Consider the following 22338-nt stretch of genomic DNA (forward strand, 5'->3'; position numbering starts at 1 on the left):
GGTTTTCTGTGTTCATTATTATTGGCCAGCTATGTTTTTGTTGTTGGACACAGGTTGTTGAATAGCGCGCCAGAGGTAAATAAGCATTATGGAAACCCCACTTTCCAATTCCGGAAACCCGGCGCCAAAAACGGCGCATCGGGCGCCACTGGCCCTCAGCGGGCTGGATTTCAAACTGCTCAAAGTGTTCAAGGCCGTGGTCGAGGCCGGTGGTTTCAGTGCGGCGCAGAACGAGCTGAATGTGGGGCTGGCGGCCATCAGCAAACAGATCTCCGACCTTGAAATTCGTATCGGCATGCGCTTGTGCACCCGAGGTCGCGAGGGCTTTCATCTGACCGAAGAAGGCCGCCTGGTGTATCAGGCGTCGATTGATTTATTTGCCTCGGTCGATAACTTTCGCGACAGGCTTAGTTCAGCGCAGAATGAACTTATTGGCGACTTGGGCGTGGGGGTTATTGATAACACTATTTCCGATCTTAATTCGCCGTTAGTTGCAGCGCTTAGACGGATAAATGAAGAGTCGCCGAAAGTAAGGTTTCAACTTCAGGCGTCACAACTGGATGAAATTGAAAGAGGGGTCGTAGAGGGACGCCTTGTTGCCGGTATCGTGCCGGTTTATCAGAAACGCGAAGAGTTCGACTATTACACGCTGTATGAAGAACGCTCGGAGGTTTACTGCGCAATCGGCCACCCGTTGTTCTCGGTGCCGGAGGCAGAAATCGGCAGCAACGTGCTCAAGGATTACGAGTGCATCAACCACCGCTACGCGATCCATCGCGACAAACTGAATTTTGCCCGGTACGACAGTTTTTCCGCCTCGGCGACCCAGGTGGAAGCCGTGGCGCTGCTGATCAAGACCGGGCGTTTCGTGGGTTTTCTACCGCAGCATTACGCCGCGTCGATGGTCGCCCAAGGGCAGTTTCGCGCGGTGCGACCGGACCTCATTCACATCAGCACACCGTTCAATCTGATCCTGCGTCACAACACCGTGCGCAGTCCGTTGGTGAAGGCGTTTGCCCAGGCGTTGGGCGTTGATTTGAAGGTGCCTGTTTGTTAATCAAACTTTACTGACACCATCAAACTGTAGGAGCTGGCTTGCCAGCGATAGCAATCAAAAGATCACCACAAAGTCCAAGCTCCTCATCGCCGGCAAGCCGGCTCCTACAGTGTTTTGAGTAGGCCTCTGTCAATCACGCAACAACCGAAGCCACCGGCCATTGTTGATGTGGAATCGGTAACTTGCGCGAGTCGCCTCGCCCCATCGGAAAGTACATAAACCCGCTGCGCGCCAACCGGTCTGCGTCATACAGATTGCGTCCATCGAATATCACCGGCGCTTTCAATCGTTGCTGGATCAGATTGAAATCCGGCGCCTTGAACTGCTGCCATTCGGTGCAGATGATCAACGCATCAGCGCCGGCCAGCACCGATTCCGGGGTGCCCATGAGCATCAGCTTCGCTTCGTCGGGATACAAATGCTGGGTTTCCTGCATCGCCTCCGGGTCGAACGCCCGCACGGCGGCACCGGCGGCCCACAGCGATTCCAGGAGTACCCGACTCGGCGCGTCGCGCATGTCGTCGGTGTTGGGCTTGAACGCCAGGCCCCACACAGCAAACGTCTTGCCGCGCAAATCGCCCTTGTAGAACGCGTTGATGCGCTCGAACAGCTTGTGTTTCTGCCGCTGGTTGATGGCTTCCACCGCTTGCAGCAGGTCGCTGGAGCAATGCGCTTCCTCGGCGCTGTGGATCAGGGCGCGCATGTCCTTGGGGAAACACGAGCCGCCATAACCGCAGCCGGGGTAGATGAAGTGGTAGCCGATGCGCGAATCGGCGCCGATGCCCAGCCGCACAGATTCGATGTCGGCGCCGAGGTGTTCGGCCAGTTCGGCGATCTGGTTGATGAAGCTGATCTTGGTCGCCAGCATGCAGTTGGCGGCGTACTTGGTCAGCTCGGCGCTGCGCAGGTCCATGAACATGATCCGGTCATGGTTGCGGTTGAACGGTGCGTAGAGGTCGCGCATGACATCGCGCACGTCATCGTTTTCGCAACCGATGATGATACGGTCAGGGCGCCGACAATCGGCGACGGCCGAACCTTCTTTCAAGAACTCCGGATTGGAGACGATATCGAACTGCAGCAACCGGCCGACCTTGATCAGGCACTTGTCGATGTGCGTGCGCAAGGTATCGCCGGTGCCCACGGGAACGGTGGATTTCTCCACCAGAATCACCGGCAGCTCGCGGTGACGGGCCACCGCTTCACCCACCGACAGCACGTAGCGCAAATCCGCTGAACCATCGTCCCGGGACGGCGTGCCCACCGCAATGAACAACACCTGGCCGTGTTGCACCGCGAATTTTTCATCAGTGGTGAACTGCAACCGCTTGGCCTCCAGGCTTTCGCGCACCAGGCTGGCCAGCCCCGGCTCGAAAATGCTCACGTGGCCTTGCTGCAGCAACTCGACTTTTTTCTCGTCGATGTCCATGCAAACCACGTCGTGGCCGACTTCAGCCAGGACAGCGGCCTGCACCAGGCCGACGTAACCGCTACCAAATACACTGATTTTCATAGGTCACTCCTGAGTGTGGACGCGTGAGCAGGTCGAGCGTTGATGGTGATGACGCCCAGAATGACCAGGGCCACCCCGAGGCTTTTGGAAAGGCTGAAGTCTTCGTTGAACACTGGCAGGACGGCGGCCAGCAGGTACACCAGCGCGTAGCTGATGCTCAGCAGCGAGTAAGCCCGGCCCAGCGGCACATCGCGCAGGGCCATGAGCCAGCTGAGCATCGACAGGGCGTAAGCGAGGATGGCGGCCAGCACCACGGCGACGGCGCTCGGGTCGAGGCTGGCGGTCAGCAAGTGCTCCGGTGACGGCAGGCGCGTCATGCTCCAGCGCATGCCCAACTGCGCGGCACTGCCGAGCAGCACGCTGCCCAGGGCGAAGGCGATGCCCCGGCGCAGGCTCATGCGTTCAACCCCAGCAAAATCACGCCGCCGATCACCAGCGCTACGCCCAACCCGTGGCGGCGGTCGATGGTTTCGTGGAAGACAAAGCGAGCGATCAGGGTGATCAGCACAAAGTTGAGACTCAACATCGGATAGGCGACGCCGACTTCAAGTCGCTGCAACACCAGCAGCCATACCAGCAAACCCGCGCCCAGCGCGGCGAGGGCCAGCCACAGCCATGGCGAGCGCAGTTTTTCGCCCCAGCCCGACGTCTTGCCGCGCCAGTTCTCCACGGCGTATTTCTGGGCGATCTGGCCCAGGCAGGTCAGCAGGCAGGCCGCCAATACCAGCAACAGGCTCATGACGCACCCTGAGGGAATATCAAAATCACAAGGTTGCCTTGTTCATAGCGTTTGCCATCCTTGGGCAAGCGGTCGATTTCACGCAGCTCGTCTTCACCCTTGACCCGCATCAGCACGCCTACCGAGCCACGCTGACGGGCGTCGTGCATCCACTGTTGCACGCGATCAGGGTCGACGCGTTGCGACACGCCGTCAGGATAAGCGAGGCCATATTTCAGTTCGCCTATCGTGTTGTACAACGCCACGTCCGGGCGTTTCAGGCGCCAGGCCAGGGCCGAAGCGGCGCCCAGATCGTTGCTCAACAAACTGGCGGTCTCGCCGAGCTCCCGGGCATGCTCAAGGACAAACTGGTCGGGCATTTTGTTCGCCACCACCGATTCGGGTATGGCCGCCGGCAAGACCCCGACCAGCAGCAGGCTGCCGAAGGCCGGCGCCGCCCAGCATTGCAAGGGCCGGAACGCTTGCAGCAGGTTGGCCATGATCCAGCCGATCAGGCCGATGAACACCAGCACCAGGTTGTGCAACTCGTGGTCGTACAACGGTTTCTTAAGTTGCAGGTACACCAAAGTGAAGAGGGTGGTCAGGCCCAGCATGAGATTGAGCAAACCATTGAGGCCCAGTACCCGGCCTTGCTCCAGCCGCAAGCGATCCGCCAGCGCATGCCCCAGCAGCAAGGCCAGTGGCAACAGGCACGGCATGATGTAGGTGGGCAGCTTGCCGTTGCTCAGGCTGAAAAACAGCAGCGGCATCAGTAACCACAACAGCAGGAACGCGATGTTTGCCTGCCTGCGGGTTTGCCATGCCTGGCGAAGTGCAGACGGCAGCAGCACCACCCACGGCAGACTGAACGCCACCAGCAACGGCAGATAAAACCACCACGGCGCGTCATGCTGCGCGTCCTCACTGGCGAACCGACGGATGTGCTCGTGCCAGAAGAAAAACCGCCAGTAATCGGGCTCCTGCGCGTGCACCGCCAAGGCCCAGGGCAGGCTCACGGCGATGGCCACGGCAATTGCCAGCGGGCCGTAGATCAACAGTTCACGCCAGCGTTTTTGCCAGAGCATCCAGGGCAGGGCGATCAGCACCGGCAGCAGCCAGGCGAGAAAGCCCTTGGTCAGGAAGCCCATGCCACAGGCCAGGCCCAGTGTTGCCCAGGCAATCAGGCGTCGGGCGCGGGTGGCGCTGTCCAACGCAAACCACAAGGCGACCAGGCTCAGGTTGACCCAGAAAGTGAACTGCGGATCGAGATTGGCGTAGCCGGCTTGCCCGGCGACCACGGTGAAACTCATGTACAGCAACGCGCAGGCAAAGCTTTTGCGTGGCTCGTTCCACAGCCGGCGAGCGATCAAGTAACACAGCATCACACTGAGCCCGGTACTGATGGCCGAAGCAATCCGCACCCCGAACAGATTGTCGCCAAACAGTGCCTGGCCAAGGGCGATCATCCAGTACCCGGCCACCGGTTTTTCGAAATAGCGCAGGCTCATGAAATGCGGCGAGATCCAATTGCCGCTCAAGAGCATGTCCTGGCTGATCTGCGCGTAACGGGTTTCATCGGGAATCCACAGACCGTGGGTGCCCATTGGCAGCAGGTAGCCCAGCAGGAAAAGTCCCAGCAGCAGCGGAAGTACCCAGCGTTTACTCATGCACCTTGCACTCCCAGCCAGCCTTCACGACCGTCGAGCGTGCCGCGCAGTACGCGACCGGTCGGCAAGGTGCCTGGCGCCTCGGGCAGCAGGTCGCCCAAGGGTTGAAAACGGATACCTCGCTGGCGCGCAGCGGCCAGCAGTTGACGAAAATCGTTGGCCATCAGAATCCCTTCTACTTCGGCGTGGATCGTATAGACGTTGAGTTTTTCCGAGGAGAATCGATCGAGAATGAACCCGTTGAAGTCCTTGGCCGCGAGCGTTGGGCCAACCACTTCATCGAAGGTCGGCAGGTCGACCGGAATCTGCGGCGCCCCCAAACCACCCCCGGCCAGAGTCGGCTGGAACAGGCTGTGGCCACGGCAATCGCTGTTGTAGCGAAAGCCGAAAGCCTGCTTGGCCTCGATCACGCGCTCGTCCGCGCGCCAACCGGCGGCTGCCGAACACTCGATTTTTTGCCCGAGGATGTCGCCGAGCGTGTCCACGCCCTGGCGAATCTGCTCGATCAGCTGTGCGTCGCTCCAGCGCCCGGCATTGGCCTGCCAGCCGTGGTGATCCCAGGCATGCAGGCCGACTTCATGACCTGCATCCCGGGCCTGGCGCATCAAGTGCCCGAGGTCGCGACCAATGGGTTTGCCCGGCCATGCGGTGCCGGCCAGCAGGATGTCCCAGCCGTAGAGCCCGGCGGCGTTGGAACGCAGCATCTTCCACAGGAACTGCGGACGGATCAGGCGCCACAAGTGGCGCCCCATGTTGTCCGGCCCGACGCTGAAGAAAAACGTCGCTTTGACCTGGGCTTCATCGAGCATCTCCAGCAGCCGGGGCACTCCTTCCCGAGTACCCCGGTAGGTGTCGACATCAATCCGAAGGCCTGCCTGCATCAGTGTTTGTCCGCGATTTCGAGCATCGCTTCACGCAAGAAGAAATCCAGGGTGTTGCCGATGGTTTCGCTCATCTGCACGGTCGGCGCCCAGTCCAAAAGGCGCTTGGCGTTGTCGATGCTCGGTTTGCGGTGGGACACGTCCTGGTAACCGGTGCCGTAGAACGCCTTGCTTTCAACGTCGCGGAAGCCGGCGAACGGCGGGAAGTTGTCGCGCAGCGGGTGGGCTTCGAACTGGCGCAGCAGTTCCTCGCCCAACTGACGGATGCTGGCTTCGTTATCCGGGTTGCCGATGTTGATGATCTGGCCGTTGCAGGCATCGTTGTCGTTATCGATGATCCGCGCCAACGCTTCGACACCGTCGGCGATGTCGGTGAAGCAGCGTTTTTGCTCACCGCCATCGAACAGGCGAATCGGCGTGCCTTCCACCAGATTGAGGATCAGTTGCGTGATCGCCCGGGAGCTGCCGATGCGTGCCGAGTCCAGTCGGTCGAGGCGCGGGCCCATCCAGTTGAAGGGGCGGAACAGGGTGAAGTTCAGGCCTTTCTGGCCGTACGCCCAGATCACGCGGTCGAGCAATTGCTTGGAGGTCGAGTAGATCCAGCGCTGCTTGTTGATCGGCCCGACCACGAGGTTGGAGGTGTCTTCGTCGAATTTGGCGTCCTGGCACATGCCGTAGACTTCCGAGGTCGAGGGGAAGATCACGCGCTTGTTGTATTTGACGCAGTAGCGAACCAGTTTCAGATTTTCTTCAAAGTCCAGTTCGAACACGCGCAGCGGGTTGCGGGTGTACTCGATCGGCGTGGCGATCGCCACCAGCGGCAGGACCACGTCGCACTTCTTGATGTGGTATTCGATCCACTCGGAATGGATGCTGATGTCGCCTTCGACGAAGTGGAAATGCGGATGGCTGCGCAAGCGTTCGATGGCGTCCGAGCCGATATCCAGGCCGTAGACCTCGTAGCGGTCGTCACGCAGCAGACGCTCGGACAAGTGATTACCGATGAAACCGTTGACGCCGAGGATCAGCACGCGGGTGCGACGTGGCGCGCGCCCTGATTCGGCACCGCGCAGCACGGAACCGTCGACCAGCCCCAGTTCGTTGGCCAGTTGCGGGCCGCTCAGGTACAAACCGTTGTCGTTGCGTTGGCCGGCAGTGATCACCAGGGAATCTTCGCCGCAGGCAATGCGCAGCGGATCGACGCTGATGACCCGGCCCGGTGCCTGACCTTCGTTGCCCTGGGCGACTTCGGCGCTCCACACAATCAGTTTGTGCTCACCCACCGCGCAGAACGCGCCGGGATAAGGCTGGGTCACGGCGCGTACCAGATTGAACAGTTCTTCGGCCGGTTTTTGCCACATCAACTTGCCGTCGGCAGGCGTGCGGCGACTAAACACCGTGGCTTTCGATTCGTCCTGCGGGGTCTCGCTGACTTTCCCGGCGAGCAACGCTGGCAGCGTGTCGCGCAGCAGGTCGGTGGCGGCCACGCGCAACTTGCCGTGCAGGCTCAGCGCGGTGTCGCTGCGCTCTATCGCGACTTTTTTCTGGGCGAGAATCGCGCCGGCATCGGCCCGTTTGACCATGCGGTGCAGGGTCACGCCGGTTTCACTTTCGCCATTGACCAGCACCCAGTTGGCCGGCGCACGACCGCGATAGCGCGGCAGCAACGAACCGTGCAGGTTGAACGCGCCCTTAGTGGCCGTGGCCAGCAGCGGTTCGCTGAGCAGGTGGCGGTAGTAAAACGAGAACAGGTAATCGGGGTTGAGCTTGGCGATGCGTTCGATCCACAGCGGATGATTGACGTCTTCCGGCGCGTGCACCGGGATCCCCTGACGGGCGCACAGTTGCGCAACCGAGCCGTAGAAGGCGTTTTCCTGCGGATCATCGGCATGGGTGAACACGGCGGCAATCTCGTAACCGCTGGCGAGCAGGGTTTCGATGCCGGCACAGCCAATATCGTGATAGGCGAAGACAACAGCTTTTGCGCTCATGAGAGAACCTGATCTGAAGAGGTGGAAGTGAGGCCGTCGACGGTGACCACAGGCGCCGGGGTGGCCGGCTGGCCGCGCAGGACTTTTTCGATGAAGAACCGCGGACGGGCGCGAACGTCGCTGTACATGCGCCCGAGGTACTCGCCCAAAAGACCCATGCCGATGAATTGCCCGCCGGTGAACACGAACAGCACGGCGAACAGCACGAACGTACCGTCACCGGCCCAACTGGCGCCGAACACCAGTCGCAGGACGATCAGCGCCATGGCGAATGCCACGCCCAGTCCGGCCATGGCGAAACCGACGATGCTCAGCAACCGCAGCGGCGTGGTGGTCATGCACGTGATCAGGTCGAACATCAGATTGACCAGGCGCATGGGGCTGTACTTCGATTCGCCGTGTTCGCGCTCGGCGTGGGTCACCAGGATTTCCGTGGTGTGCCGGGCGAAGCTGTTGGCCAGGATCGGAATGAACGTGCTGCGTTCACGGCAGGCGAGCATCGCGTCGACAATGGTCCGGCGGTAAGCCCGGAGCATGCAGCCGTAGTCGCTCATGGCGACGCCGGTGGAGCGCTGCACGGCGAGGTTGATCAGTTTCGATGGCCAACGGCGCAGGGCCGAGTCCTGGCGGTTGTTGCGCACCGTGGCGACCACGTCATAGCCGAGTTCGGCCTGAGCCACCAACCGTGGAATTTCTTCGGGCGGGTTTTGCAGATCGGCATCGAGGGTGATGACGACATCGCCCTTGCACTGCTCGAAACCGGCCATGATTGCCGCGTGCTGCCCGTAATTGCGGTTGAGAATGACCGCCACCACCGGGCTGCACTCGCGACTGGCGGCTTCTTCAAGTATCTGCGCCGAGTGGTCGCGGCTGCCGTCGTCGACCAATACGATTTCATAGTCATGGTGCAATTGCTGGCACGCCGCCTCGGTGCGCCTGAGCAGTTCGGGCAGGCTGTCCTGTTCGTTGTAGACCGGGATGACAATTGACACACAACGGATCGGATAAGGTTTCACAGGCGGCTGTCCACAGTGTTTTCGATGGCGCTGACCACACGGTCGACGTCGTCGTGGGTCATGTCGGGGAACAACGGGATCGAACACAGGCGCGCCGAGTTCCATTCGGTGTTGGGCAGGTAGATGTTGGGGAATCGCCGGCGGTAGTAGGTGTGCAGGTGAGTGGCGATGAAGTGAATGCCGGTGCCGATGTTTTGTTCCTGCAGGGCTTTCATGAACGCCTCACGGTCCAGCCCGCAGCGTTCGGCATCGATGCGCAGGATGAACAGGTGCCAGGCGTGCTGCTGCGGGTAGGCCGGAATCGCCAGCGGTTGCACTGGTGAGCCTTCCAGCCGTTGCAGGTAAGTCTTGGCCAGTTCGGTGCGCTTGGCGTTGATCTGGTCCAGGCGCTCCAGTTGCACCAAAGCAATGGCGGCATTGATGTCGGCCAGGTTGTATTTGAACCCCGGCTCGATCACTTGGGCCTGGGGTTTGCGGCCGTGGGTCAGGCGGTCGTAGGCATCGACGCCGAGGCCGTGAAACTTGAGCATGCGCACCCGGTTGGCCAGCGCTTCATCATCCGTGACGAACATCGCGCCCTCGGCGCAGGTCATGTTCTTGATCGCATGGAACGAGAAGATCGCCGTGCCTTTCGCGCCGACGTGACGATTTCTGTAGAGGGTTCCGGCGGCGTGGGCGGCGTCTTCAACAACGGGGATGCCGTGTTTGTCGGCCAACGCATAGAGCGGGTCGAGATCGAACGCGGCGCCGGCATAATGCACCGGAATGATTGCCCGGGTGCGCGGGGTGATGGCCGCTTCAATGTGCTCCATGTTGCTCATCAGCGTGTCGCGGTCAACGTCGACGAACACCGGTGTCGCGCCCAGCAGGCAGATCATGTTGGCGGTGGAGACCCAGGTCTGGGACGGGGTGATCACTTCATCGCCGGGACCAATGCCCAAGGCCAGTAATGTGACGTGCATGGCGCCGGTCGCCGAGGAAAGTGCCACGGCATGACGGCAGCCCACGTAGTTGGCGAAGTGTTCTTCCAGTTGCTGGTTTTTCGGTCCGGTAGTGATCCAGCCGGAGCGCAATACTTGCTCTACGGCAGCCATTTCTTCATCGCCGATACTGGGGCGGGAGAAGGGGAGAAAAGCCTGACTCATGGGCACCTCAAGGCTGTTGGCTTAGTGGTGTGGCTCTAGATAATTATTGGATCCAATAAAAGCGTAGCCGAATAATCTAAAGCTGCATCAATGAGTTGACTCATCATGCTGACAATCCGCTTTCATTGACTTTTCCTGCCTGGACCGGCAGGTTGGGAGCCCCTTGCGGCTCACCGTATTCATAAGAGGTTAGGCGCGTTTTTGTGAAAGGAACATGAAAAACCAGTCGGCGAATCGTTTTTCTGACAGCTATTAAGCCCGTGTTCAGACTACTGCCGTTCATCGCGTTTTTAGTAGAAAGGTCCTACAGAAGTGTTCCGCTTTATATGAAGGATGTTTCAATCCTTAGTTGTTTTATTGATCTGTTTCCACTCAAGGCCGTTTTGTTTTGATTGACTTACCTGTTGCTGATTCAACTGCTGCAAAGAGCCCGATGACCGTGTATCTGGCGCGACTGGCGCCGTCCAGCCAACTGACCATGCGTTATGTGTTGCAGGATGCCGCCGACCGTCTGGGCTTCGAAGACATGAACGTCGAGGAAATTCCCTGGCACGAGCTTCAGCCCGAGGATGTGATCGCGCTGGTCGCGGCACTGCGTGAGGATGGCTACGCGCCGAATACGTCGTCGCTGTACGTCAACGCTGTGCGCGGGGTGATGAACGAAGCGTGGCGCATGAGCCTGATCAGCCAGGAACACTTGCTGAAAATGCGTTCGGTCAAAGGAATTGCCGGAACGCGGCTGTCCCAGGGGCGCAACCTGCGACGCTCGCTGATTCAGGAAATGATGGCGGTCTGTGCCGCGGACCCACGGCCACAAGGCCTGCGAGACGCGGCGATCATCGGGATTCTGTATGGCTCGGGCATGCGCAAGTCGGAATCGGTGAACCTGGACCTCGATCAGGTGGACTTCACCGAGCGCAGCCTGCGGGTGACCGCCAAAGGTAACAAGCAACTGATCAAATACGCACCGGCCTGGGCATTCGCCAAACTGGATGCCTGGCTGGAGCTGCGCCGCTCGCAGCTCAAGGAAGGCGAAGTGGATGATCCATTCCTGTTCAATCGCATTCGCCGTGGCAGCCACATCACCCGTGAGCGCATCACCAAGCACGCGATCTATTACATCGCCCGCCAGCGCGGTGCGCAGGTTGGGGTGAAGATCATGCCCCACGATTTTCGCCGCTCGTTCATTACCCGGGTGATCGAGGAGCATGACCTGTCGATCGCGCAGAAGCTCGCCCATCACAGCAACATCCAGACAACCGCCAACTATGACGTGCGGGATGACAACGAGCGGCGACGGGCCGTGGATCGTTTCGACCTTTAAGCTTCGCTCAACACGTGGGCGTGACCGATGGTCGAGACGTGCACCGCACTGCCGGTGGGTGGCGCGTACAGGCCCGAACTGCGCACCATGAGTGTGCGACCGGGCTGTTCGGCGGATGGCGGCGACTCCAGTTCCACGGTCAAAGTGCAGGTATTGCCGCTGAAATCCCGTTCGGTCACCACCGCGCGGCACCCAGTGGCCTCCACCGCGCTCGGCACGATGCCGACCACTTGCAGCTGCTCGGGCCGCAGCATGATCTGCGCGCAACGGTTGTTGCGATGGTTGTTGACCGGGATCCGCCCCAGATCGCAATGCGCCCAGCCAGCCTCGATCCTGGCGGGCATGACCACCGCATCGCCGAGAAACAGCGCGGTTTGTTCGTCACCGGGGTAGCGGTAGAGGTCCAGTGGATGACCTGACTGCACCAGTTGGCCATCGCGCATGACCGCCAGTTGATCGGCAAACGACAGCGCCTCACTCTGGTCATGGGTCACCAGGATGGTGGTGACCCCGGCGTCTGCCAGCAACCGCGCGACCAGTTTGCGCATGGCCGCGCGCAAGCCGGTGTCGAGCGCGGAAAACGGCTCATCAAGCAACATCAGGCGTGGCTGTTGCGCCAGTGCCCGCGCCAGAGCCACACGTTGTTGCTGGCCGCCGGAAAGCTCGTGGGGCCAACGATTGGCCATGCTGGAATCCAGCGCCACGCTGTCCATCAGCTCAGCGATACGCTCCTGTTTTTGCGCACCCTTGATCGACAGGCCGAAACCGATGTTGGCGGCCACGGTCATGTGCGGGAACAGGGCGCCGTCCTGCGGGACATAACCTATCTGGCGTTGGTGCGCCGGGACTTCGTGGGTGTCGTCCACCAGCGTCTGGCCGTTGAGTGTCAGGCGACCCCAGTCCGGAAACTCGAAACCGGCGATCATGCGCAACAAGGTGGTTTTGCCCGAACCGGAAGGCCCGACGATCACCGTACGGCTGCCCGTTGGCACCGACAGGCTGATGTTTTCCAGGGCGCGTTGCGAGCCATAGGATTTGCAGATCGAATGCAGTTCAAGAGCGTTCATCGGCCAGCCGTTTTTTTGGATTGGTGATAGAGGAGCCCGGTCAACGGAAGTGACAGCAGGATCATCAGCAAGGCATAAGGCGCGGCAGCGGCGTAGTCGATCTCGCTGGTCAACGCCCAGAACCCGGTCGCCAGCGTGCGCGTGCCGTTCGGTGCGAGCAGCAGGGTGGCGGTCAATTCATTAGTGATCGCCAGAAATACCAGCGCGGCGCCGGCGGCTGCACCGGGCGCGGCGAGGCGCAGGGTAATCAGCCACAGTGCGCGGCCGGGCGAGCGACCGAGACTGCGCGCGATGTTCTCCAGCTCCACCGGCGCCTGGGCGATGCCGGCCCGCAAGCTGACCAGCGCACGGGGTAAAAACATCAGCAGATACGCCAGCAGCACGGTGATCGTGGTCTGATAAATCGGCCGGGCGAAATGTACCGTGACGGTCACCAAGGCCAGGGCGACCACAATGCCCGGCAATGAGCTGGTGATGTAGTTGCAGCTTTCGAGGACCCGTTGCAGCCGCCCCGGCGAGCGGATCGACAGCCAGGCAATCGGGATCGCCGCGCAGGTGGTGAGGGCCGCACCCGCAATCCCCAGCAGCAGCGTCTGTTGCAGTGCCGGCATCAAGTCGGCCATCTGCCAGACGTCCGCACCACCGGCGATCAGCCACTTGCCCAAGGTGATCAACGGCACCCCGAGCGCGAGGGCGCAGGTCACGATCTGCAAGGTCAGCGCGAGCACGGTGGGCACCTTTTTCAGGCGCACGAGCTGCTGCTCCCGGGCGCTTCCGGAACCGACGCGGGCATAACGCGCATTGCCACGCGCCGTCGATTCAACGGTGAGCATCGCCAGGCAGCACAGCGCGAGAACACTGGCCAGCATGTTCGCGGCAGGTCCGTTGAAGGTGGATTTGAACTGATCGAAGATCGCCGTGGTGAAGGTGTCGAAGCGGATCATCGCGTACAGGCCATATTCGGCCAGCAGGTGCAGCCCCACCAACAAGGCGCCGCCGCAAATGGCCAGGCGCAACTGCGGCAGCACGACGCGAAAAAATACGGCCCAGGGCTTGAGCCCCATTGATTGCGCGACATCTTCAATGGCCGGATCGAGCCGACGCAAAGTCGCCGCAATCGGCAAGTAGAGGAAGGGGAAGTAGGCGATGACCGACACCAGAACCCCGGCAAACAGCCCGTGAATCGGCGGCACCAGGCTGACCCAGGCATAGCTGTGGACGAATGCCGGAACCGCTAGCGGCGCGGTCGCCAGTAACGACCACCAACGTCGCCCCGGCAGATCGCTGCGCTCGGTCAGCCAGGCCAGTGTCACGCCCAGCGCGATGCACAAGGGGATCGTGATCAACACCAGCAACACCGTATTGATCAACAGCTCGCCAACCCGTGGCCGAAACACCAGTGCCAGCAAGGTCGACCAGCCAGTTTGTACGGACACGCCGATGACAAAGGCGATGGGCAGCAGCGCGAGCAGAGAAACCAGCACCGACAAACCGATCACCCACGCACCGCCGCGACCCACGAACAATCCGCGGGAGCGGCGGCGTAAAGTTGCGGGAATCGCCTCAGCGACGCCCGCCGGTAATGTTTCAGGTATCAATTAGAGCAGTCCGGCCTGAGTCATCAGCTCCACGGCTTTTTTACTGTCGAGTTTCGAGGCGTCGACTTTCGGCGCGTCGAGCTGCTGCAGCGGCACCAGTTTGGGGTTGGATTCAGCGTTCTTGCCTACAGCATATTCATAGGAGTTACCGGTCTTGAGGATCGCCTGGCCGTCTTTGCCGGTGACCCACTTCAGGAACGCCTGGGCTTGATCCTTGTGTTGGCTGGACGCCAGGACACCGCCACCGGAAATACTCACAAACGCGCCCGGGTCTTTGTGCTTGAAGTAGTGCAGGGCGGTGTTCTTGCTGTTCTCGCCGGTCTTGGCCTGATCACCGAAGCGGTAATAGTGATAAATCACGCCGCTGTCAATTTGTCCGGCGTTGACCGCTTTGAGCACCGAGCTGTTGCCCCGGTACGCGGTAAAGTTGTTTTTCATGCCCTTCAGCCACTCAAGCGTGGCGGCTTCGCCCTTGAGCTCCAGCACGGCGGCGACAATCGCCTGGAAGTCGGCACCGGCCGGGGAGGCCGCCCAACGGCCTTTCCACTTGGCGTCGGCGAGGTCCATCAGCGACTTCGGCAATTCGGCTTCGGGCAGTTTGCCCGGGTTATAGACAAACACCGTGGAGCGCGCGGCGATCCCGACCCATTTGCCATGGGCCGGACGGTAGGCTGCATCGACCTGTTCCAGGGTGGTCGGCGCCACCGGTGCAAACAGCCCGGCGTTGTCCACCAGCACCATGGCCGGGGAGTTTTCGGTCAGGAACACGTCAGCCGGGGAGGCCGCGCCTTCCTGCACGATTTGATTGCCCATTTCCGTGTCGTCGCCATTGCGTATCGTGACCTTGATCCCGGTTTCCTTGGTAAAACCTTCGACCCAGGCTTTGGTCAGGCTTTCGTGCTGGGCGTTGTAGACCACGATACCGTCGGCATCGGCGGCGTAGACGTGGCCGGCGCTCAGCAGGGCAGTGGCCAGCAGGGCTTTTTTCAGGAAAGAGGGGATATGGCGATTCATGCTTCGGGCAGCTCCTGTTTTTTTGGGCGTCATGCGCAGGAATTCGCGGGTCAACCAATGCGAATCATTTGCATGTTTCGGATCGCTGGAATGTAGTGGGTACAATGAGAAAAAAACGTTAAATAAACCGTTAATACATGTCATTTTCATTCAGATTAGCAGTGACTCAGCCCCTTGCGCGGTCGATCTGATTCAAACGATGTCGTCGATCAGGATATGGCGCTGGCCACGGCTGCAAATCTCGATTCTGGCTTCGACCTCGTAGACATCGCGCAGCATCTGTTCGGTGATCACTTCATCGCTGGGGCCGCTCCCCTGAGACGTTCCATTGGCAATCACCAATACCTGATCGGCAAAACGTAGCGCTTGATTCAGGTCATGAATGGCAATAAATACAATGACTTCGCGTTTGCGTGCCAGTGCGCGCATGAAGCTCAGCACTTGCACCTGCCGATGCATGTCCAGCGCGCTGGTCGGTTCGTCCATCAGCAGGATTTCCGGTTCGCGCACCAGCGTTTGTGCGATCGATACCAATTGCTGCTGCCCGCCACTGAGTTCACCGAGGTTGCGAAAGGATAGTTCGGTGATGCCGAGCGCGTCGAGAATCTGGTCCACGAGTTTCAGCTCGTCGTCGTGAACGACCCACCCCGGCGTCAGTTGTTTGCGGGCCAGCAGCACGGACTCATAGACGGTCAACCGGGCACTGGCGTTCAAGCCCTGAGGCATGTAGCTGATGCCCTGCGGCCCCTTTTTCGAGCCCTGCAAGTTGACCTGTCCCGGGCCGTCGATCAGCCCGGCCATGCGTTTGAACAGGGTGGATTTACCCGCTGCATTGGGCCCGACCACCGCGACCACCTGGCCACCGATAAACCTTGCCGTAGTCACGCCGCTAATGATCTCGCGCTGGCCATAGCGGGCGCCAAGGTTTTCAAGCTGGAGCTTCACCATGTGTTTTTCTTCCCGCCAAGGATCAAAGAGATGAAGAACGGCACGCCGATCAGCGAAGTGACCACGCCAATGGGGAAAATCGCGCCAGGGATCAGGGTTTTGCTGACCACCGAACTGGCGGACAGAATCAGCGCACCGGTCAGCAATGACGCCGGCAAAAAGAACCGTTGATCTTCACCAATCAGCATCCGGGCAATGTGCGGGCCGACCAGCCCGATAAAACCGATGGTGCCGACGAAGGCCACCGGAAACGAGGCGAGCAGGCTGACCATGATCAGCGTCTGGAAGCGCAGGCTGCGCACGTTGATCCCGAAACTCGCGGCTTTGTCATCGCCTAAGCGCAGGGCCGTCAGGGCCCAGGCCCGTTTGGCGAAGATCGGCAGGGTGATGAGAATCACCGCGCAAATCACCCCGAGTTTTGGCCAAGTGGCTTTGGTCAGGCTGCCCATGGTCCAGAACACTACGGCCGCCACCGCTTGCTCGGTGGCAAAGAACTGCACCAGTGCCAACAACGCGTTAAACGTAAACACCAGGGCAATGCCGAGCAGCACGATGGTTTCGGCGGTTACGCCGCGACGCATGCTCAGAAAGTGGATCAGCAGCGCGCAGAGCATGGCCATGATGAACGCGTTCAGCGGCACCATGTACTGCGCCGCCAGTGGAAACAGCGCCACCCCGAAAGCCAGTCCCATTGCCGCGCCAAAACTGGCGGCAGCAGAAAGGCCCAGGGTGAACGGACTGGCCAGCGGGTTGTTGAGGATTGTCTGCATCTGCGCACCGGCCAGCGACAGCGCCGCGCCGACCGCAACCGCCATCAGCGCGACCGGCAAGCGGATGTCCCACATCACCACCCGCACTTGCGCCGACGCCGTGTCCGGTGAAAACAGGGCGCCAAGCACCTCCTTCAGGCTGTAACTGGCCGGCCCCAGCGCCAGATCGAGCAGCACGCTGAACACCAGCAACACCGCCAGCGCCACCAGGATCAGCCGTTTTCGCAGGACTCGTTGACGGTACGTCACGCTCTGCGCAATAGGCAGTTCACCTAGCGAACTCATGGCTTGCCCCCGGTTTTCTCAAGGCTGACGAAGTAGCCCGGCTGGTAGGGCACGGGCAGGAAGCGCTCGTGGAGTTCGCGAAACGCGGCGTCGGGATCCAGATCGGCAAACAGCGCCGGATGAAACCACTTGGCCAATTGCTGGATGGCCACAAACTGGTAGGGGCTGTTATAGAACTGGTGCCAGATGGCATGAAACGCTTGATTGTTCTGCGCCTTGATACCGGCGTAGGCCGGGCGTTGGGTGTACCAGGCCAGTTTGTGCCGCGCTTGTGTCAGGTCCGCGCCCGGTCCGACACCCACCCAGCGACCGCCGGGCGCAAAGGCTTGCCAGTTGGCGCTGGTGACGACCACTTGGTCCGGGTTGGCGACGATCACCTGTTCGGGGTTCAACTGGCCAAAGGTGTTCACAATGATGCTTTTGGCGATGTTGTTGCCACCGGCCATGTCGACAAACAGGCCGAAATTCTCGTTGCCGAAACTCAGGCAACAATCGTCGGTGTACCCACCGATTCGCTCGATGAACACCGTGGGCCGCGCGGGGTGTTTGGCCTCAATGACGTCGGTAACACGACGGATCTGTTGATTGCGAAAATCGATAAACGCCTCGGCGCGCTCTTCCTTGCCAAACAACTGGCCGAACAGGCGCATGGTCGGCTCGGTGTTTTGCATCGGGTTGTTGCGAAAATCGACGTAGACCACCGGGATCCCCAGCGCGTCGAGCTTCTCGATGTAACGCGCATCTTCGGTGGCGTGTTGCGCTTCGATGTTCAGGACGATGACGTCCGGTTGTTGCGAGATCGCTTGCTCGATGTCGAAGGTGCCGTCCTCAAAGCCGCCGAAGGTGGGAATCCTGGCGATGTCGGGGAACTTGCGCAGGTAGGCGCCGTAAGTGTCCGGGTCGGACTGAATCAAATCCTTGCGCCAACCGACTATGCGCTCGATGGGGTTTTGCGTATCCAGCGCGGCGACCAGGTACAACTGGCGACCCTCGCCGAGTATCACCCGTCTGACCGGGAGGTGAACCTTGACCTTGCGGCCCAGCAGGTCAGTGACCGTGACGGCGGCGGGATCCGGATTCGCCGCGAGCGCGGTGCGCGGCGCCAGGGAAAACCACACCACGCCCAGCAGTCCCGCCAATAGCAGGGCCGCGAAGGCGTGGCGGCGTGGATGAACAGATGCCATGGTTGAAACCTTTACAGGTAGCCAGACCGGGCAACGGCTCAGGCCGTTGCCCGGGGCTGAACGTTTCAGAAGTCGACGGTGGCCGACAGTTGCAGGGTGCGCGGCGAACCTTGTGAGAAGGCGCCATAGGACGCGACACCGGACCAGTACTCACGGTCGAAAACGTTCTGCACCGTGGCCCGGAATGTGGTCGGACGCTCCGCGATGCGCGTGGCGTAACGTGCGCCAACATCGAAGCGGGTCCAGGGGTCGAGTTCCTGGGTGTTGGCCTGGTTGACGTATTGGCTGCCGGTGTAGATCGCGCCGCTGGTCAGCGTCAAACCTTCGATCCACGGCGTATCCCACTCGGCCCACAAGTTGGCCTGGACCTCGGGCACGCCCACCGGTTTGTTGCCGCGATTGGCTACGGTTCCGGTCTTGGTCAGTTCAGCGTCGAGGACGGTGACGCCACCGAGCAGGCGAGTGCCTTGGGCGATCTCGCCAAACACGTTCAACTCCACGCCCCGGTTGCGCTGTTCACCTTGTACCGAGAACACACCGGAGGCCAGCTCGCCGCTGGGTTTCTTGATCTGGAACAGGCTGAGCGTGGAGGTGAAGGTGCCGTAGTCGACCTTGACCCCGACTTCCTGCTGGCGGGAAATGTACGGCGCGAAGATCTCGCCGGAGTTCGACGCAGTGGCCGGGGCAATGTCGCCCTTGCTCAGGCCTTCGATGTAGTTGTAGTAGAACGACACGTGGTCCCAGGGCTTGACCACCACCCCGAACAGCGGCGTGGTCTCGCTTTCGTCATAAGACGTGGTGACGGCGCCGGCCGCGTTGAAGTTATCGGATTCGATGTTCTGCTTGCGCAGGCCGACAGTGACCTGCAAGCGCTCATCCAGTACCGAAAGGGTGTCGGCCAACGCCACGCCCGACAGTTCTGTCTCGGAGACTTTGAGGGCATCCGGTTCGGCAATGGACGGTTTCGGACGGTCGATCGGGTGGTACATGTTCGACAGCACGGCCGGGCCGGAAATGATGCCGCGTTTCAGTTCGTCGCGATAACGGGTGACCTGCAACGTGGTGCTGTGGCTGATCGGGCCGGTGTCGAAGCGCAGGCGGGCACCGGCGTCGACGGTGTAGCGCTCGACTTCGAATTTGTAGTAGCCCGGGATTGAAGAGGTGTCACCCGCGTTGTTGAGAATGGTCGGGGTCTGATCAGACATCCGCTTCACGTCCGACCGGCCGCCACCGGCGTGGGCGAACACGGTCAAGGCGTCGTTGAGGTCGTACTCGGCACCGAGCAGGGCCGATTTATCGCGGGTTTCGGCCCATCCCCAGTCCTGGCTCACGTTGGTGCGGCCGTTGGCGGCGGAGGGAATTTCCACGCCCGAGGCGATGAGGAACGGACGGGACGCGGCGTCGAATTGTTCTTTCTGGCTGATCAGGTCCAGGGTGGTTCGCAGGCGATCACCCTGATAGTCCAGGGAGATGGCGCCGATGTCGACGTCCCGGGATTGATCGTCGATGGCCGTGTCACCTTGCTGGGTGCTGCCGTTGACGCGCACACCGAAGCGGCGTTCTTCGCCGAAGCGCCGGCTGACATCGACGTGGCCGCCGATCTGCGAATCCATGGCGTAGCTGGCGGTGAAACGGGTCAGGTCCTCATCGAGGGAACGCTTGGGGACTACGTTGATCACGCCACCGACACCGCTGTTGGGCGACATGCCGTACAGCAGGGCGCCGGGGCCCTTGATCACTTCGATACGCTCGGCGTATTCGGTGAAGACCCGGTAGTTGGGCGCAACGCCGTACACCCCGTCGAACGCCAGTTCGCCGAGGTTGCCTTCGCCCACCGGGAAGCCGCGAATGAAGAAGGAATCGACAATGCCGCCGGTCTGGCCAGTGGAGCGTACCGAGGAGTCGCGCTCCAGCACATCGGCCACTGTCACGGCCTGCTGATCTTTCATTAATGTCGAGGTGTAGTTGCTGACGCTGAACGGCGCGTCCATCACGTCCTTGTTGCCCAGCATGCCGAGACGCCCGCCACGGGCGACCTGACCGCCCGGGTAGGCTGGCGGCAAGCTGCCCTTGCGACCGTCGGTGCCGTTGATCGTGGTTTCGGCAAGGGTCAGATCCCCCTCGCTGTTGGCCGGGACCGGCGCCAGGGTGTAGCTGCCATCAGTGCGCGGCACTATTTGCAGGCCGCTGCCGGACAACAGTCGGGTGATCGCTTCCTGGGTCGAGTACGTGCCGGAAAGCCCCGGGCTCATCAGGCCCTCGGTCATTGATGGCTGGAATGACAGCGCAATGCCGGCGTCCACAGCGAACTTCGACAAGGTTGCCCCCAGCGGGCCGGGGGCAATGCTGTAGGCGCGGGTCGCAGTGGCATCCAGTGACGCTGGCGCGGCAAGGGCAACGGGGCAGGCGACGCCGGTCAGGGCAAGGCTTAGCAACGCGCTGCGGATAGCCAGCTTGAGTGAGCGATCCGAACGCAGAGGGCGTGCAACGAACATGGAGTGATGACCCTTTCGACGAGGTTGAGAAGTTCTTCCTTTCCTTGCCAGTCGAGATCAAAAAAAGTATCACCCGCTCAGCCATTTTTTTTGCGCGAGGTTCAGGCGGGGGAGAGCGTCACCCAATAACCGCTCAAATGGCCGGTTGCGAGCACCGGGTAGGTTTGCACCAGCATGTTCAAGGTGCGTTGGGTATCGCTGATGGGGAACGCGCCAGAAATGCGCAGATCGGCAATGGCCGGATCACAACGCACGAAGCCTTTGCGATAACGCGCCAGTTCCGCGATGAAGTCGGCCAGACGCATGTTGTCGGCCATCAGCATGCCTTGGGTCCAGGCGCTGACGGAGCGGTCCACCGGGTTCAACAGGCCGAAAGCCTGCGATGAAAAGTCGGTGCGTTGCCCGGCATTGACGATCAAGGGCGTTACGCCGTTGCCACCGGGCAGTTCCACCCTGACAGCGCCGTCCAGTACCGCGAGCTGAGTGCGGGTTTGCAGTTCGCGCACCGTAAACCGCGTGCCCAATGCCTGCATTCGCCCCTGACGGGTAGTCACCAGAAACGGTCGGGACTGGGGGGCTACATCCGGCGCGGTCTGCACCAGGATTTCACCTTCACGCAAATTGATCAGCCGTTGACGGGCGTCGAACAGCACATCGATCGCCGAATCGGTATTGAGTGTAATGCGCGAGCCATCGGCCAGCGTCAACTCGCGTTGCTGGCCCACGGCAGTCCGGTAGTCGGCCGACCATTGCTGGGATTCGACCAGCTTCCAACTGCCCCAACCGGCGGGTAACACGGCCAGCATTATCGCCAGTTTGCCGAGGGCCATGCGGCGTTCGGGATTGCTCGGGCGATCCAGCGCCGACATCGCCAATGACGGGGGCAGGCCGCCCAGTTTGCTTTGCAGCAGTTGGGCGCGGCCCCAGGCGCGGCTGCGTTCAGGGCAGCTGACGCGCCAGCATTCCCACTCGGCGCGCTCGGCATCGTCAAGGTCGCCTTCGCTGATGCGCATCAGCCACTCGGCCGCTTCGTCGAGTACTTGTGGATCAATCTGAGTGGGCGTGGCGTAGGTCGACATTCATTCCACCAGCATCAGGCATTGAACGAAGGCCTGTTTCATGTAGCGCTTCACGGTGATCAGCGACACGTCCAGTTGCGTGGCGATGTCGTCGTATTTCAGCCCGCTGATCTGCGACAGCAGGAACGCGCGTTTGACCAACGGCGGCAAGGCGTCGAGCATCGCGTCGATTTCATGCAGGGTTTCCAGCACGATGAAACGCAATTCGGGCGAGGGCGCTTCAGGGGCAGGCAACAGCGCCAGGGCATCCAGATAGGCGCGTTCAAGCGCCTTGCGCTGATACCAATTGACCAGAATGCCCTTGGCCACACAGCTCAGGTAGGCGCGGGGCTGTTCAATGACCGCGACCCTGGAAGCCAGTATGCGTGTGAAGGTGTCTTGCGCCAGGTCCGCCGCATCCATGGCGTTGCCCAGTTTTTTGCGCAGCGTGGCGTACAACCAGCCGTGATGGCCGGTATAGAGAGCCTCGATCGCGCGCAGGTGATTGTGATGAGTCGCGGGCAGGGTATCGCTCATGGATGATAATTTTTAGCGATTGAGAAGTATTCCCAATCCTAAGTGACTGCACCCCTGCGGCGCAAGGGGG

Annotated in this window: 19 protein-coding genes; 2 read left to right on the forward strand and 17 right to left on the reverse strand. The window is 61.0% G+C overall.

Going from position 1 to position 22338, the window contains the following annotated elements; genetic code table 11:
* Positions 1–88 precede the first annotated feature (88 nt).
* Complete coding sequence (locus KGB25_RS03305) at positions 89–1057, forward strand: LysR family transcriptional regulator (protein ID WP_223434212.1); 969 nt, start codon at positions 89–91, stop codon at positions 1055–1057.
* A 133-nt stretch (positions 1058–1190) separates the two neighbouring features.
* Here the strand turns inward: KGB25_RS03305 and KGB25_RS03310 are convergent, their stop codons facing one another.
* The 8 genes from KGB25_RS03310 to arnB are packed head-to-tail and all read right to left on the reverse strand — an operon-like array spanning position 1191 to position 9988.
* Entirely contained in the window at positions 1191–2570 is a 1380-nt protein-coding gene (locus KGB25_RS03310) for a UDP-glucose dehydrogenase family protein (protein ID WP_223434213.1), read from the reverse strand.
* Positions 2567–2968, reverse strand: coding sequence for a 4-amino-4-deoxy-L-arabinose-phosphoundecaprenol flippase subunit ArnF (gene arnF / locus KGB25_RS03315; RefSeq protein WP_223434214.1), 402 nt, complete (start codon positions 2966–2968; stop codon positions 2567–2569). Before arnF ends, KGB25_RS03310 begins: the two co-directional genes overlap by 4 nt.
* Positions 2965–3309, reverse strand: a complete 345-nt coding sequence (gene arnE / locus KGB25_RS03320) for a 4-amino-4-deoxy-L-arabinose-phosphoundecaprenol flippase subunit ArnE (RefSeq protein WP_008026468.1) — start codon at positions 3307–3309, stop codon at positions 2965–2967. The genes arnF and arnE overlap by 4 nt, the downstream gene beginning before the upstream one ends.
* Positions 3306–4955 (reverse strand): lipid IV(A) 4-amino-4-deoxy-L-arabinosyltransferase, encoded by a 1650-nt coding sequence (gene arnT / locus KGB25_RS03325; protein ID WP_223434215.1) that lies wholly within the window; start codon positions 4953–4955, stop codon positions 3306–3308. Before arnT ends, arnE begins: the two co-directional genes overlap by 4 nt.
* Positions 4952–5836 (reverse strand): 4-deoxy-4-formamido-L-arabinose-phosphoundecaprenol deformylase, encoded by an 885-nt coding sequence (arnD, locus tag KGB25_RS03330; RefSeq protein WP_223434216.1) that lies wholly within the window; start codon positions 5834–5836, stop codon positions 4952–4954. Before arnD ends, arnT begins: the two co-directional genes overlap by 4 nt.
* Positions 5836–7827: a bifunctional UDP-4-amino-4-deoxy-L-arabinose formyltransferase/UDP-glucuronic acid oxidase ArnA gene (gene arnA, locus KGB25_RS03335; RefSeq protein ID WP_223434217.1), complete on the reverse strand. Its 1992-nt coding sequence runs from the start codon at positions 7825–7827 to the stop codon at positions 5836–5838. Before arnA ends, arnD begins: the two co-directional genes overlap by 1 nt.
* Positions 7824–8843 (reverse strand): undecaprenyl-phosphate 4-deoxy-4-formamido-L-arabinose transferase, encoded by a 1020-nt coding sequence (arnC, locus tag KGB25_RS03340; RefSeq protein ID WP_008026458.1) that lies wholly within the window; start codon positions 8841–8843, stop codon positions 7824–7826. The genes arnA and arnC overlap by 4 nt, the downstream gene beginning before the upstream one ends.
* The gene (gene arnB, locus KGB25_RS03345; RefSeq protein ID WP_223434218.1) at positions 8840–9988 is read right to left on the reverse strand and encodes a UDP-4-amino-4-deoxy-L-arabinose aminotransferase; all 1149 of its coding nucleotides are present in this window, start codon (positions 9986–9988) and stop codon (positions 8840–8842) included. The genes arnC and arnB overlap by 4 nt, the downstream gene beginning before the upstream one ends.
* A gap of 433 nt (positions 9989–10421) precedes the next feature.
* Here arnB and xerC point away from each other — a divergent pair, with 433 nt between their 5' ends.
* Positions 10422–11312, forward strand: coding sequence for a tyrosine recombinase XerC (gene xerC / locus KGB25_RS03350; RefSeq protein ID WP_008038408.1), 891 nt, complete (start codon positions 10422–10424; stop codon positions 11310–11312).
* On the opposite strand, the gene KGB25_RS03355 is transcribed toward xerC, so the two are convergent.
* The 9 genes from KGB25_RS03355 to KGB25_RS03395 form a co-directional block, all read right to left on the reverse strand.
* The gene (locus tag KGB25_RS03355; protein WP_223434219.1) at positions 11309–12379 is read right to left on the reverse strand and encodes an ABC transporter ATP-binding protein; all 1071 of its coding nucleotides are present in this window, start codon (positions 12377–12379) and stop codon (positions 11309–11311) included. The two genes, xerC and KGB25_RS03355, sit on opposite strands and share 4 nt — an antisense overlap.
* Entirely contained in the window at positions 12376–13974 is a 1599-nt protein-coding gene (locus tag KGB25_RS03360; RefSeq protein ID WP_223434356.1) for an ABC transporter permease, read from the reverse strand. The genes KGB25_RS03355 and KGB25_RS03360 overlap by 4 nt, the downstream gene beginning before the upstream one ends.
* Positions 13975–13977: 3 nt before the next feature.
* The gene (locus KGB25_RS03365) at positions 13978–14991 is read right to left on the reverse strand and encodes an iron ABC transporter substrate-binding protein (RefSeq protein WP_008026448.1); all 1014 of its coding nucleotides are present in this window, start codon (positions 14989–14991) and stop codon (positions 13978–13980) included.
* 192 nt (positions 14992–15183) lie between these two features.
* The gene (locus tag KGB25_RS03370; RefSeq protein WP_223434220.1) at positions 15184–15939 is read right to left on the reverse strand and encodes an ABC transporter ATP-binding protein; all 756 of its coding nucleotides are present in this window, start codon (positions 15937–15939) and stop codon (positions 15184–15186) included.
* On the reverse strand, positions 15933–16994 hold the full coding sequence (locus tag KGB25_RS03375; protein WP_192227216.1) for a FecCD family ABC transporter permease: 1062 nt from the start codon (positions 16992–16994) through the stop codon (positions 15933–15935). Before KGB25_RS03375 ends, KGB25_RS03370 begins: the two co-directional genes overlap by 7 nt.
* Entirely contained in the window at positions 16991–18178 is a 1188-nt protein-coding gene (locus KGB25_RS03380; RefSeq protein ID WP_223434221.1) for an ABC transporter substrate-binding protein, read from the reverse strand. The genes KGB25_RS03375 and KGB25_RS03380 overlap by 4 nt, the downstream gene beginning before the upstream one ends.
* Positions 18179–18243: 65 nt before the next feature.
* Positions 18244–20673, reverse strand: a complete 2430-nt coding sequence (locus KGB25_RS03385) for a TonB-dependent receptor (RefSeq protein ID WP_223434222.1) — start codon at positions 20671–20673, stop codon at positions 18244–18246.
* Between the two features lie 101 nt (positions 20674–20774).
* Positions 20775–21752: a FecR domain-containing protein gene (locus tag KGB25_RS03390; protein WP_223434223.1), complete on the reverse strand. Its 978-nt coding sequence runs from the start codon at positions 21750–21752 to the stop codon at positions 20775–20777.
* Complete coding sequence (locus KGB25_RS03395) at positions 21753–22268, reverse strand: sigma-70 family RNA polymerase sigma factor (RefSeq protein ID WP_008026436.1); 516 nt, start codon at positions 22266–22268, stop codon at positions 21753–21755.
* Positions 22269–22338 lie beyond the last annotated feature (70 nt).

The sequence above is a fragment of the Pseudomonas sp. BF-RE-21 genome, from assembly GCF_019947305.1.
GTDB classification, from domain to species: domain Bacteria; phylum Pseudomonadota; class Gammaproteobacteria; order Pseudomonadales; family Pseudomonadaceae; genus Aquipseudomonas; species Aquipseudomonas migulae.